This window comes from Duganella sp. AC917, from assembly GCF_979258245.1.
In genome coordinates this window covers 3,217,796-3,230,299 of record NZ_OZ409848.1, presented here as the reverse complement: position 1 = coordinate 3,230,299, position 12,504 = coordinate 3,217,796, and the positions used below count along the sequence as shown (strand labels likewise).

The 12,504-nt window shown below is 62.8% G+C and carries 10 protein-coding genes, 1 tRNA gene and 1 pseudogene; 8 read left to right on the top strand and 4 right to left on the bottom strand.

All coding sequences use genetic code 11. The features are described from left to right. Nucleotide 1 precedes the first annotated feature (1 nt). The gene (locus ACZ0BA_RS13995) at nt 2-2,086 is read left to right on the top strand and encodes a putative bifunctional diguanylate cyclase/phosphodiesterase (RefSeq protein WP_463451859.1); all 2,085 of its coding nucleotides are present in this window, start codon (nt 2-4) and stop codon (nt 2,084-2,086) included. A 127-nt stretch (nt 2,087-2,213) separates the two neighbouring features. After that, a tRNA-Ser gene (locus tag ACZ0BA_RS13990) sits at nt 2,214-2,303 on the top strand. 407 nt (nt 2,304-2,710) lie between these two features. Here ACZ0BA_RS13990 and ACZ0BA_RS13985 read toward each other — a convergent pair. Then, entirely contained in the window at nt 2,711-3,016 is a 306-nt protein-coding gene (locus ACZ0BA_RS13985; protein WP_463451858.1) for a hypothetical protein, read from the bottom strand. A 123-nt stretch (nt 3,017-3,139) separates the two neighbouring features. Here ACZ0BA_RS13985 and ACZ0BA_RS13980 point away from each other — a divergent pair, with 123 nt between their 5' ends. Continuing rightward, on the top strand, nt 3,140-3,562 hold the full coding sequence (locus ACZ0BA_RS13980) for a CCDC90 family protein (RefSeq protein ID WP_463451857.1): 423 nt from the start codon (nt 3,140-3,142) through the stop codon (nt 3,560-3,562). Between the two features lie 161 nt (nt 3,563-3,723). Further along, nucleotides 3,724-4,194 (top strand): DUF4844 domain-containing protein, encoded by a 471-nt coding sequence (locus tag ACZ0BA_RS13975; RefSeq protein ID WP_463451856.1) that lies wholly within the window; start codon nt 3,724-3,726, stop codon nt 4,192-4,194. 230 nt (nt 4,195-4,424) lie between these two features. Here the strand turns inward: ACZ0BA_RS13975 and ACZ0BA_RS13970 are convergent. Together ACZ0BA_RS13970 and ACZ0BA_RS13965 are read right to left on the bottom strand one after the other, a co-directional pair. After that, nucleotides 4,425-4,523 (bottom strand): annotated as a pseudogene (locus tag ACZ0BA_RS13970) (DUF1272 domain-containing protein); the annotation flags it as partial. 80 nt (nt 4,524-4,603) lie between these two features. Further along, a complete protein-coding gene (locus ACZ0BA_RS13965; RefSeq protein WP_463451855.1) occupies nt 4,604-5,005 on the bottom strand; it encodes a GFA family protein in 402 nt (133 codons plus the stop codon). Nucleotides 5,006-5,176: 171 nt separating this feature from the next. Between ACZ0BA_RS13965 and ACZ0BA_RS13960 the strand changes: the two genes are divergently transcribed. After that, nucleotides 5,177-5,392 carry a hypothetical protein gene (locus ACZ0BA_RS13960; protein ID WP_463451854.1) on the top strand — a complete coding sequence of 72 codons (216 nt, stop codon included), beginning with the start codon at nt 5,177-5,179 and terminating at the stop codon, nt 5,390-5,392. A 23-nt stretch (nt 5,393-5,415) separates the two neighbouring features. On the opposite strand, the gene ACZ0BA_RS13955 is transcribed toward ACZ0BA_RS13960, so the two are convergent. Continuing rightward, nucleotides 5,416-6,567 carry a pyridoxal phosphate-dependent aminotransferase gene (locus ACZ0BA_RS13955; RefSeq protein WP_463451853.1) on the bottom strand — a complete coding sequence of 384 codons (1,152 nt, stop codon included), beginning with the start codon at nt 6,565-6,567 and terminating at the stop codon, nt 5,416-5,418. A gap of 235 nt (nt 6,568-6,802) precedes the next feature. Here ACZ0BA_RS13955 and ACZ0BA_RS13950 point away from each other — a divergent pair, with 235 nt between their 5' ends. From ACZ0BA_RS13950 to alaC, 3 genes are all read left to right on the top strand, one after another. Next, complete coding sequence (locus tag ACZ0BA_RS13950; protein ID WP_463451852.1) at nt 6,803-10,255, top strand: DUF748 domain-containing protein; 3,453 nt, start codon at nt 6,803-6,805, stop codon at nt 10,253-10,255. Beyond that, nucleotides 10,256-11,110, top strand: coding sequence for an EamA family transporter (locus tag ACZ0BA_RS13945; RefSeq protein ID WP_463451851.1), 855 nt, complete (start codon nt 10,256-10,258; stop codon nt 11,108-11,110). It begins immediately after the preceding gene. 128 nt (nt 11,111-11,238) lie between these two features. Next, nucleotides 11,239-12,438, top strand: coding sequence for an alanine transaminase (gene alaC, locus ACZ0BA_RS13940; protein WP_463451850.1), 1,200 nt, complete (start codon nt 11,239-11,241; stop codon nt 12,436-12,438). Nucleotides 12,439-12,504 lie beyond the last annotated feature (66 nt).

Genomic DNA, 12,504 nt, shown 5'->3' with positions numbered 1-12,504 from the left:
CATGGCCGACCATCCCGTCTCCGACTTCCTCAACCACAGCGCCGCCGTCTGCGACGCCGTGTTGCGCCTGCGCGGCAGCGCCATGGCCGAGGAACTGGGACGCATCGTGCGCAGCGTTACCAACAGCCCGCTGGGCGAATACCTGCCGGCCGATGCCGTCTCGTTGCTGGTCGAGCCGCCGGTGGAGGAAATCCAGGCCGCCAACGACGCCGCCGTCCCTAGCCTGACGCAGGACATCTGGTTCGAGGACCGCTACTTCGGCCGCTTCATCGTCTCCGGCCGGCTCGGCTACAGCGACGCCGACCGCCAGCATCTGGCCAGCCTCGCCACCCTGGCCGCCAGCGTGCTGCAGGTGCATTCGCTGGCGCAGCGCAGCACGCACGCGTACGTGCAGGTCGAATCGCAGTTGCAGCACCAGGCGCAGATCCTCGACCACATCCACGAATCGGTGGTGACGATGGACATGAACGGCTTCATCCTCAGCTGGAACAAGGGCGCGGAGCGGCTGTTCGGCTACACGTCGGTCGAAGCGGTGGGGCGCAACATCCTGTTCCTGTACGACGAGGAAGACATCGACGCGCACGACCCGTTCCTCGAGCAGGGTGGACGGCTGATGGAAGTGCGGCGCAAGAAAAAATCGGGCGAAGTGTTCTGGGCCAGTTTGTCGCTCTCGCCGCTGTGCGACCTCAACAAGCGATCGATGGGGCTGATTGCCTATCTGACCGACATCACCGAGCGCAAGCTGGCCGAAGAGCGCATCCACCACCTCGCTTACTACGACGCGCTGACTAACCTGCCCAACCGCACCTTGCTGACCAAGCTGGTCGACCAGGCCTTGATGGTCGCGCAGCGCGGCAAGCTGCAAGGCTGCGTGCTGTTCATCGACCTCAACCGCTTCAAGATGATCAACGACACGCTCGGGCGCAAGATCGGCGACGCCTTGCTGTGCGAAGTGGCGCGGCGCTTCCGCACGGTGCTGCGCGATCAGGACCTGGTGGCGCGGCTGGGCGGCGACGAATTCGCCATCGGCCTGTTCGACCTCGGGCAACACTTCGAAGCCAGCATGGTCGCGCAAAAGCTGCTGGCCACGCTCAACAGCCCGATCGTCATCGACGGCCACGATCTGCGCGTCGGCGGCAGCATCGGCATCAGCGTCTACCCGCAGGACGGCGACGACGCCGAAACCTTGCTGCGCCTGGCCGACATCGCCATGTACCGCGCCAAGCAGGAGGGCGGCGCCAACGGCGACCACGTCGCCTTCTACAGCCAGGACATGAACCAGGGCATGCAGGAGCGCATGCGCATCGAAACCGGACTGCGCCACGCGCTCGGCAACGGCGAGCTGCTGCTGCACTACCAGCCCAAATTCTCCATCGACAACGGCAAGATCATCGGCGCCGAAGCGCTGGTGCGCTGGCGCCATCCCGAGCGCGGCCTGGTGCCGCCGGCCGAATTCATCCCGCTGGCCGAGGCGACCGGGCTGGTGGTGCAGGTGGGCGAGTGGGTGCTGGAGGCTGCCTGTTCGCAGGCCAAGCTGTGGAAGGACGCCGGCCTGCCGCCGATACGGTTGGCGGTCAATGTCTCCGCGCGCGAATTCACCGCATCGTTGCCGGGGCGGGTGATGGACACGCTCAACCGTTACGGGCTGGAGCCGTCGTGGCTGGAGCTGGAGATCACCGAAAGCACCTTGATGCACAACATCGACCGCGTGATCGGCATCATGGACCGGATCACCGCGCTGGGCGTGACGTTGTCGCTGGACGACTTCGGCACCGGGTATTCGAGCTTGTCGTATCTGAAGCGGTTCCCGATCGACACGTTGAAGATCGACCGCTCGTTCACGATCGGGATACCGAGCGACGCCAATGACTGCGCGATCGCCAACACCATCATCAGCATCGCACAACAGCTCAAGCATAAAGTGATCGCGGAAGGTGTGGAGACGGTCGAGCAGCTGGCGTTTCTGAAGAATTCCGGCTGCGACGAGGTGCAGGGTTATCTGTTCTCGCAGCCGCTGGAGGCGGCAGCCTTCGAGCTGGCGCTGCGCGAGAACTGGACGCCGGGGCAGGCCAGCAGAGCTGCTTGACGGATTTTCCCGTGGGGCGGATCAGGCGGAACGCCGTAATCCGCCATGAGTCGCCAACGCAGCATTTTTGTCCGGAGACGGCTGATTTCCCATGACGGGGTTGAATTCTGTATAATGCTGCGCCATAGGAAGCGTGGCCGAGTGGTTGAAGGCAGCAGTCTTGAAAACTGCCGACGGTGTGAGCCGTTCGTGAGTTCGAATCTCACCGCTTCCGCCAATGACGTAAAAGAGTACCAATCGCTACCCCGTCGTACCCCTCCGTATTCCTTGAAAATCAATGCTTTAGCTGATTTTAACCCATCCGAATCGCAGATTTCTAAGTATCCCAAATTATCTCGCCTCGGGCTGTAGGGTAGGCCCCTGCCATACTTTCTTTTCCGCACTGCGTTTCAATTGAATTTGACCACAGTCCTGCTAGGCTGAAAGCCCTAGGTTGCTTGGCGGGAGAAGAGTATGTTCGGAATGGGCGCTGGCGACCTGGTGCGCGTGGCTGGGACTAATCACGAGATGGTGATCATCGGTTGCGCCGATGATGAGCCGCAGGCACACGAGCTCGACGCGACTTGGTTTTGCGTGTGGGAAGCTGAGCATTTGCTCTTCGAAGAGGTTTTCGCCGGAAGAGATTTAATCTTGGTCCGGAAAGAGCGCCGACGCGTACCTCGAGGCGGCAATATTAACTTTCCCATTCGTCAAGAACACGGGGCGCCTGTCGGGTAGTTTGTACCTCAGCTCGATGGGCTGCCCCATCTCTGGCCCGTCGGCGCCGGTATTCAGCACGCGGCTCACCGGGAACCATTCGAACAGATCGACATTGAGCATCGCCGTGCGCGCCAGGTGCTCGGCTTCCTCGACGGTGAGTGCCGGGTCGAGCCAGCGGCGCGCGTCCTCCGCGCTGACCGCGACCCGGCGCCGGTCGCGTACGTCGACCATGCCGCTCCGGCAGTCGGCCTGACGAGCACGAAGCCACGGCTTAACGACTCACTCCTCATGCGCTGCATCAAAGCCCGGCCTAAGACGTTTGACAACGGCCGGGAACCGTTCGATCATGGACGTATGGACGCCATCAGCAAAGAAGTGCTCGACGCGAGACTCGAAACCATCGAAACCAGGATGGATGGTCGCATTGCGACCATCGAAGTCAAGATTGATGGCAAGTTCTCTCGGGTCGATGGCCAGTTTTCCGGGGTCGATGCAAAGTTCGCCGGGGTCGATGCAAAGTTCGCTGGGGTCGATGCAAAGTTCGCTGGGGTCGACGCCAAGTTCGCGGAACTGCGCACCGAGATGCAGAAAGGCTTCGCGGACATGACCAAGTGGATGTTAGGCACGGTGATCGGTGTTGCCGCAGTCACCATTACAATCATGACCTTCGTCCTCAACAACGCAGTTCCGAAGGCGTCACCAACTGCGCCAGCGCAACCGGCGCCCATCGTCGTTTATGCGCAGCCTGCGCCGGTTGCGCCTCAAGCCAAGCCCTAGCGCCCGCCTTCGGCGATTGCCGCATCGGCACATTGATGGTCAATTGGGCAGTGAGAATTCGCACATTTTCACGCTTAGCAAAATGGTATCCTTCCGGCCGCAGCGCGCGGCCTCCGCCGTCGCTCTGCTGATCATTATTGAACTAATACCCAGGAGCGCACGTGTTCATTAAATTATTCGCGGGTGCAATCGCATTTGTCGCGGCCATTGTATTTGCCGGGACTTCCGGTCTGACCTTCTATGTCTGGCCGACCGGCCTTGATGACGCGAAATTGACCGTAACGCCAGAAGTTGTGCAGCGCTTGCGTGTTCTGCATGCAGAACACAAGTTCGGACCTGATCGCCTTACGTTCTACCCAGGGGCCGCAAGTGAAGAGAAAAGGGCAGTCGCGCAGGCAGCGGTGGATGCGACGATTCAATCGCTGATTACTGACCTACCCGCGCGGCCGCAACGGTCGACCGTGCTCCGCGCATTAAAAGCCACGTTGACCAAGTTTGATAGCGCAGAATCCGAGGAACGCGACCAGCTGCTGTCGTACCTTTCGAAAGCGATGGATATTTGTGGCGTGGAGAGCTCCTCCGAACTATTCAATGTCTGGCGTTATGGATTTCCGTACGGCTGGTTCCTCTAACGGCAACGGCGGCAACTGGGAAAGTAAGCTGACGCTTCTGCTTGACCCACAGGCGGCATAGGTCATTCACCCGATACCGCCTTGCCAACATGCTCCGTACACTGGTTTCATTTATCCAACACACCAGCCGCGCAAGAAATGTTCAACCCGGACCGCCGCCACGCTGAAGGGGTTGACCCTCGGCTTGATCCACGCCGAATGATCAACCGCGTGCACGTTATCTCGCTTCCGGCGCAGAAGGTGCACTCGTAGCTGCAGATGCGCGCATCCAGCGCCTGCGGCGTCAGGGATTTATTGCAGTGTTCACAGGTCGGTCTAAGGTGAAGCATGGGGCGTTCCTTTGGTCGGCTGTGCTAGTCGCAAGTATGGCAATAAGCGCGGCACGGTTATCGGAATTTCACAGCGATACTCAGGCGGTGCCCGGTGGCGTCTTTCTGCTTTGCGGATAACGCGGCAGATCATCCGGCCATTGCAGCGCGTCGGCCACGAAGATGTGCGCTTGCGGCAGCGCTTTTTCCGGCGTGTCCAGGCTGCTTGTCGTGACGTCGATCTCGTCGGGACTATCGTCATCGGCGAAGGTGAGTTGGGTGCCGCAGTGCGGGCAGAACGTGCGCGTGGCGCGCGACGAGGAGCGGAAGCTCGACGGCTCGCCGGCGGTGTAGCGGAAGTCGGCGGCGTCCACGGTGAACCACGCCACGGCCGGGGCGCCGGTGGTGCGGCGGCAAATGGTGCAATGGCATACTGCCTGGTTGCGGGTATCCTCGGCGGCTTCGTAGCGGACGGCGCCGCAAAAACATTGTCCGGTGAGCATATGGCCTCCTGGTCGTCATCACTCAGGACTGACGATAGCCGAAATGCGCGCGCAACCCGGACACCTTACGCTGCGTCAATTGAGTGACCGGCCTGCTTCGATTGGCCTGTCGACATGACATGCCAAATCGCTTCGTGCTATGCTTTTGCTCACTTTCGTAAGGAGGACATCATGCCCGCTTCCCACGACACCTACACCCGTCAGCAAGGGTTGAAAAACACCTACGACGTCGAATACACGGCGCTGCGCTACAGGATATCCCTGGATGGCAGAACGCTGAAAGACATTCAACTCGATATCCACAACACGCCCGCGCTCGATCCGGACGCGGCCTGGTCGCGTGCCGTGTCCGATATCGAATTCCTGCGAGGAATGCCCGAAGCGTAGCGGCTACAGGCTTGCCGCCCTGATCACTGGCCGGCCACCATCGCACCGGCCTGGGCGGCGAACCATGGCTGCATGCGTCGGATCGCCTCGGCGATTTCCGGCGTCGACACCGCAAAGCTGAAGCGGATGAAACGCTTGCCTTCGACCGGATCGAAGTCGATACCCGGCGCCGTCGCCACGCCCGTGTCGTTGAGCAGGCGCTTGCAGAAGTCGAGGCTGTCGTCGGTCAGATGGGCGATGCTGGCGTAGATGTAGAAGGCGCCGTCCGGCGGGGCGATGGCGTTCAGGCCCAGTCCCGGCAACGCGTCCAGCAGCAGGCGGCGGTTTTCCGTGTACACGGTCAGGTGGCCTTCGAGCTCGTCGAGCGCGTCGAAGGCGGCCAGCGCCGCGTGCTGGCTCAGCGACGGCGCGGTCAGGAACATATTGCCGCAATAGGTCCACGTGCGGTCGATGTGTTCGGCCGGCACCAGCAGCCAGCCGAGCCGCCAGCCGGCCATGCTGAAGTATTTCGAGAAGCTGCTCACCACCAGCGCGTCCGGTTCATACGCGAGGATGGTTTGCGCCGGCTCTACGTAGCTCAGGCCGTGATAAATCTCGTCCGAGATGATGCGGATGCCGCGCTCGCGGCATACCTGGGCGATGGCCTCCAGCTCGTCGGCGGCGATGATGGTGCCGGTCGGGTTGGCCGGACTGGCGATGATCACGCCGGCCGGCGCCGGTTCGATCGCCGCCAGCGCGGCGGCGGTGAGCTGGTAGCGTACCTCGGCGCCGCAGGCGATTTCCACCGGTTCCATGTGCAGCGCCTTGAGCGTGTTGCGGTAGGCAACGTAGCCCGGCCGCGCCAGCGCGATCCGGTCGCCCGGCGAGAACAGCGAGTTCAACGCCAGCACCAGCGCCGGCGAGGCGCCGCAGGTCATGACGAAGCGGCTGGCGTCGACCTTGATGCCGTAGCGCTCGTCGTAGAAGCGCGCCAGGCGTTCCTTCAACGGCGTGCTTTCCCAATAGCCCATGTTGTCGGCGTCGAGCACCTGATGGGCTTTGTCGATGGCGGCCTGCGGCGCGCCAGTCGACGGCTGTCCGAATTCCATGTGGATGATGGAGCGGCCCTGCGCCTTCAAGGCATGGGCGAGGCGGCTGATGCCGACGGCGTGAAACGGGTCGAGTTGCGCTTGCATGGAAATCCGATGGTCAGGGAGGTCCGATAGTGTAAGGCAAAACGGCCCCCGTTGGCACGCTGCGGTTTGGCCGGTGACCTGCGCCTCCCGACCGTTGGACGCCTGAACGGGACGGGCGGTCATCTTGCGTTCATCTTGTAGCCATGGGACATTTTTTCGATGTCAGTAAGGACGCTTTGCACTTGCTATACTGTTACCGGTTGAATACAGATCACAGGGATTGGTTTTGCGGGCGATGACAATACGGTGGAAGCGGTGGGGCTTGGGCGTGGCCGGCGCGGTGGGGGTGTATGCGTTAGCGGGCGGCTGGGCGTTGCCTTGGCTGATCAAGAGTCAGGTTCCCAAGTTTGTCGAAACCGAGTTGGAACGCAAAGCCAGCATCGGCGACGTCAGTTTTAATCCGTTCACCTTGCGGCTGCAAGCGACGAATGTGCGGTTGACCGAGGCCAACGGCGCGCCACTGTTGGGCGTCGGCGCGCTGGCGGTCGAGCTGCAATGGCGCTCGCTGTTGCGCCGCGCCTGGAGCCTGGCCGAGATCCGCGTCACCGCGCCGTCGCTGCAGCTGGCCATTGCACCGGACGGCAAATTCAACATCGCGCAGCTGATGGAGACGCTCGACAAGCGCAAGAAGGACGACAGCGATAACGGCATGCCACGCCTGATCATCGAACATTTCGCGCTGGAGCAGGGCAAGGTCGAGATGCATGATCGCCATGCCGGCTATAACGATACCTTCACGCCCATCGCCTTCGAGCTGAACCATCTGAGCACGCTGCCCGACGAAAACGGCAACTACACCTTGAGCGCGGACGCTGGCCTTGGCGGCAAGTTGCGCTGGAAGGGCGCTGCCGCGCTCAATCCGATCGGCGGCAGCGGCGTTCTGTCGCTGGAGAACGTGGCGTTGCCGGGCGTTTCCACGTATCTGAAGTCGTTCCTGCGGGTGGTCGTCAGCGACGGCCGTCTGTCGGCAAAGTTGCCCTATCAATTCGCCTACAAGGACGGCAGGCTGGAAGCGGGCCTGACCGGCGCCAGCCTGGCGTTGAACGATCTGGCGATGCGCCATGCCGACGTGACGGCGCCGTTCGTCAAACTGAAGTCGCTGGATGTCGCCGGCGTTGGCGTCAATCTGGGCAAGCGCTCGGTCGATATTGGCGGGCTGAATTTGAACGGCGGCGCGCTGGCGGTGCGGCGCGACGCCCAAGGACGGATCGACCTGGCGAATTTGATGGTGCCGCCGTCGGCGCCAGCGCCCACTGCTGCGCCCAAGCCGGCGCCGAAGGAAGACGGCGGCTGGAAGGTGCGCTTCAAACAGATCGGTTTGAACGATATCGCTGTCGACGCGCTAGATGAAACCGTCAGCCCGGCGCTGAAGATCAGCGCCGACAAACTCAAGCTGAAGCTGCAACTGCAAATGGAAACCGCAGCCAGCGGGCTCAAGCTCAACATCGATGACGCCGCGTTCTCGCTGGATAATCTGGCGCTGGCCAGCGGCGCCATCGCGCCGTTGAAGCTGGGACAGCTGGGCTTTGAAGACGGCGCACTCGACCTGGCTGCGCGCCGCGTCAGCCTGGGCCGCCTTTATGCGGACGGTGGCGTACTAGACCTGTCACGCGACAAGGACGGCCGGTTCATGTTCCTCGATAGCTTGCCGGGATCGGGATCGGGTTCGGGCGCTGCCGCCGCGACGCCGGCCGCTTCGGCGCTTGCCAAATCCGATGAGGCAGCGTGGACCGCTTCAGTCAAAACAGTTGAGCTGAACAAATTCGGCGCGCGCTACGACGATGCCGGCAGCGGCATCAAAGCTAATCTGCAGGACTTCAACCTGAAGCTGGCCGACGTAGGCAGCGATATGAAAAAGCCGCTGGCGTTCGAAGGTGGCGTCGGCTTGCGCGAGGGCGGCCAGTTGACCGCGAAGGGCAAAGTGGTGCCCGCCACTGGCGCCGTCGATACCGAGCTGAAGCTGACCAAGCTGGCGCTGGCGCCGGTACAGCCATTGCTCAGCAAGTACGTCAAGCTCAAGCTGGCCGACGGCAGCGTATCCGGCGAGGGACGTCTGCGCACGGGCGCCGGCGGCAGCAAAGCCAGTCCGGCCGTGCGCTACGATGGCTCGTTTGAAGTGGCCCAGCTGGCGCTTGACGAGGAAGACGACGACCACTTCGCACGCTGGAAGTCGGTGCGGGCCGACAAGCTGGCGCTGAGCGTGTCCCCGAACGTGCTCGACGTGGCCGAGCTGCGCGTGGTCGAGCCGAACGCCATCTTGATTATCGAAAACGACCGCAGCTTGAATGCGCAGCGGCTGCTGGTGACAAAGCCCGAGCCTGCGTCTGCTCCGGCGCCCACGCCGACCGCGACGCCCGCCGCCAGCGAACCTTTCCCGATGCGCATCCGCCGCGTGCGCTTCCAGAACGCCAAGCTGGACTTCACCGATTTGAGTTTGCGCCCGCAATTCGGCGCCAAGATTTATGAGCTCAGCGGCCTGATCACCGGGCTGTCGTCGAAGGCCGACGCGCGCAGTCAGATCGAGCTCGACGGCCGCGTCGACGACTTCGGTCTGGCCCGCATACGCGGCCAGTTGAATCCCTTCGTCCCGGCCGACAACACCGATGTCAATGTCGTGTTCAAGAACGTCGACATGGTGTCCGCATCGCCGTACTCGATGAAGTTTGCCGGCTACAAAATCGCGCAGGGAAAGATTTCGCTCGACCTGCAATACAAGGTGCTCAAAGGTCAGCTCCAAGGCAACAACCAGATCGTGCTCGACAACCTGACCCTCGGCGAGCGCATCGACAGTCCGGACGCGATCAAGCTGCCGCTGGAGCTGGCGCTGGCCATCCTAAAGGACAGCAACGGCCGCATCGATCTGGGTGTGCCGGTGTCGGGCAATATGAACGATCCGCAGTTCAGCTACGGCTCCGTGGTGTGGAAGGCCATCGGCAACATTCTGGGCAAGGTCGCGCTGTCGCCGTTCCGCGCGCTGGGCAATTTGTTCGGCGTCAGCGGCGACAAGCTGGACGCCGTCGAGTTCGATGCCGGCAGCGATACCGTGCTGCCGCCGGAGCGCGAAAAGCTGAGCCAGGTTGCCAAGATCCTGGCAAGCAAACCGCAGCTGAAGCTGTCGGTGCCGGGGCAATACAACGAAGCGGCCGATGGCGCCGCGCTGCGGATGCAGGCCGTGCGCCGCCTGGTGGTGACGCGGGCCGAGATCAAGCTGGCGCCGGACGAACAGCCCGGTCCGCTTGATATCGGCCAGCGCAAGGTGCGCGGCGCCTTGCGCGATCTGTATGCCGAGCGCTTCGGCGCGGCCGAGCTGGAGAAGCAGAAGAAGGCGGCCGAGGGTGCGGCTGCCACCAAGCCGGCGGCGGAGTCCGACGAGGACGCCAAGCCCGCCGATCAAGTGGCGCAGAAAAAACTGCCGATGCTGCAACGCCTGGGCAAGATCGTGCAGGGCGAACCGCAGGTGGCCGACGCCAGCGCGTTCTACGGCAAGTTGCAGGAGCGCCTGGAGCAAAGCCAGCCGTTGCCCGAGGGTACCTTGCCGGCACTGGGCGCCAAGCGCGCCACGGCCATCGTGACGGCGTTGAAAGAGGCGGGCGTCAATATCGCCGCGATACAGACAGGCGCGCCGGAAAACACCGACGCCGCCATCGGCAAGCCGGTCGCGCTCAAGCTGGGACTGGCGGCAAAATAGATGACCGATGACAAATCACACGTCGGCCGCAGCGCGCTGCTGGCGGGATTCGCGCTGCTGTGCAGCCAGCTCTCGCTCAACGTCGGTGCGGCCGTCGCCAAGCATCTGTTCCCGCTGATCGGGGTTGAAGGCGTGACGGCTTACCGGGTCGGCTTCGCGGCGTTGCTGATGATGGCTGTGTTCCGGCCGTGGCGCACGCCGCTGACGTGGCCGCAGGCCTGCAATGTCGCTGTCTACGGCAGCGTGATCGGGCTGATGAACCTGATGATCTACCGTTCCTTCAATCTGATACCGCTCGGGATCGCCGTGGCGATCGAAGTGGCCGGGCCGTTGACGGTGGCGGTGCTGTCGTCGCGCCGTCCGCGCGACGTGGTGGCCATTGGGCTGGCGGTTGCCGGTCTGTATTTCCTGCTGCCGATCCATGGCCATGTCGATCAGCTCGATCCGGTCGGCGTTGCCTACGCGGCCGGGGCGGCGGTATGCTGGGCGCTGTACATTGTGTTCGGCAAGCGGGTCTCGGTGATGCATGGCGGGCAGTCGGTGGCATGGGGCATGACGGCCGCGTCGCTGTTCATCCTGCCGGTGGGCGCGTGGTACTCGGGCGCGGTGTTGCTGACGCCGTCGTACATGGCAATCGGGCTGGCGATCGCGGTCATGTCCAGCGCCTTGCCGTACACGTTGGAGATGCTGTCGATGCGCAACCTGTCGTCGCGCACGTTCAGCATGTTCAGCAGCGCCGCGCCGGCGCTGAGCGCGCTGGCTGGCATGCTGCTGCTTGGCGAGCATCTGACGTTGACGCAATGGCTGGCGATTGCCGCCATCGTGCTGGCGTCGGCGCTGACGACGTTGAGATAGCATGGCCCTACGAAAATCGCTCTCGCCGAAGGCCTTGCTAAAACGCGAATTGATGAGCTAGTATGGATGCCGATGCAACATTGCATCGACGTCGCTCGGACGGTTCCGGGCGCTTACGTGAGACATCCATGACTGACACCCAAACTCCGCGCAGATTTTCGCGCATCGATCGCCTGCCTCCCTACGTTTTCAATGTCACCGCCGAGCTCAAGCTGGCGGCGCGCCGTCGCGGCGAAGACATCATCGATATGTCGATGGGCAACCCGGACGGCGCCACGCCGTCGCACATCGTCGACAAACTGGTCGATACCGTGCGCCGGCCCGACACCCACGGTTACTCGGCCTCCAAGGGCATTCCCCGGCTGCGGCGCGCGATCACCAAGTGGTACAAGAACCGCTACGAGGTCGACTTCGATCCCGACTCGGAGGCGATCGTCACCATCGGCTCCAAGGAGGGCCTGGCGCACTTGATGTTGGCGACGCTCGACGCCGGCGACACCGTGCTCGTGCCCAATCCGAGCTATCCGATCCACATCTGGGGCGCGGTGATTGCCGGCGCCAATATCCGCTCGGTGCGCATGACGCCCGGCGTCGACTTCTTCGACGAGCTCGAGCGCGCGGTGCGCGAAAGCTATCCGAAGCCGAAGATGATGATACTTGGCTTCCCGTCGAACCCGACCGCGCAGTGCGTGGAGCTGGAGTTTTTCGAGCGCGTGGTGGCGCTGGCCAAGCAGCACGACATCCTGGTGGTGCACGACCTGGCCTATGCCGACATTACCTTCGACGGCTGGAAAGCGCCGTCGATCATGCAGGTGCCGGGCGCGCGCGACGTGGCAGTGGAGTTTTTCACCATGTCCAAGAGCTACAACATGGCCGGCTGGCGCATCGGATTCATGGTCGGCAACAAAGAGCTGGTGGCCGCGCTGGCGCGCATCAAGAGCTATCACGACTACGGCAGCTTCACGCCGGTGCAGGTGGCCGCGATCGCGGCGCTGGAAGGCGACCAAAGCAGCGTCAGCGAGATCTGCGCGATGTACCAGAGCCGCCGCGATGTCCTGCACAAAGGACTGTGCGAAGCGGGCTGGCCGGTCGAGAAGCCGAAGGCGTCGATGTACATCTGGGCCCGCATCCCCGAAGCATACCGTCATCTCGGTTCGCTGGAGTTTTCCAAACTGCTGCTGGCCGAGGCCAAGGTGTGCGTGTCGCCGGGAATCGGCTTCGGCGATTACGGCGACGAGTATGTTCGCTTCGCCTTGATCGAAAACGAGGCACGCATACGCCAAGGGTTGCGTGGTATCAAGGCAATGTTGCGTAAAGTGTTGGCATAAATCTGCGCGCAGTTTAAGCGGTATCAAATGCGAGGTGGCTAGCGGCGGCTAATGTAGCTCCTGAAC

Bases quoted from the DNA above. Each gene is read 5' to 3' on its own strand.
- ACZ0BA_RS13965 (WP_463451855.1), bottom strand. From the start codon at position 5,005: ATGCTCACCGGACAATGTTTTTGCGGCGCCGTCCGCTACGAAGCCGCC.
- ACZ0BA_RS13960 (WP_463451854.1), top strand. From the start codon at position 5,177: ATGCCCGCTTCCCACGACACCTACACCCGTCAGCAAGGGTTGAAAAAC.
- ACZ0BA_RS13945 (WP_463451851.1), top strand. From the start codon at position 10,256: ATGACCGATGACAAATCACACGTCGGCCGCAGCGCGCTGCTGGCGGGA.
- ACZ0BA_RS13985 (WP_463451858.1), bottom strand. From the start codon at position 3,016: ATGGTCGACGTACGCGACCGGCGCCGGGTCGCGGTCAGCGCGGAGGAC.
- ACZ0BA_RS13955 (WP_463451853.1), bottom strand. From the start codon at position 6,567: ATGCAAGCGCAACTCGACCCGTTTCACGCCGTCGGCATCAGCCGCCTC.
- ACZ0BA_RS13950 (WP_463451852.1), top strand. From the start codon at position 6,803: ATGACAATACGGTGGAAGCGGTGGGGCTTGGGCGTGGCCGGCGCGGTG.
- ACZ0BA_RS13995 (WP_463451859.1), top strand. From the start codon at position 2: ATGGCCGACCATCCCGTCTCCGACTTCCTCAACCACAGCGCCGCCGTC.
- ACZ0BA_RS13980 (WP_463451857.1), top strand. From the start codon at position 3,140: ATGGACGCCATCAGCAAAGAAGTGCTCGACGCGAGACTCGAAACCATC.
- alaC (WP_463451850.1), top strand. From the start codon at position 11,239: ATGACTGACACCCAAACTCCGCGCAGATTTTCGCGCATCGATCGCCTG.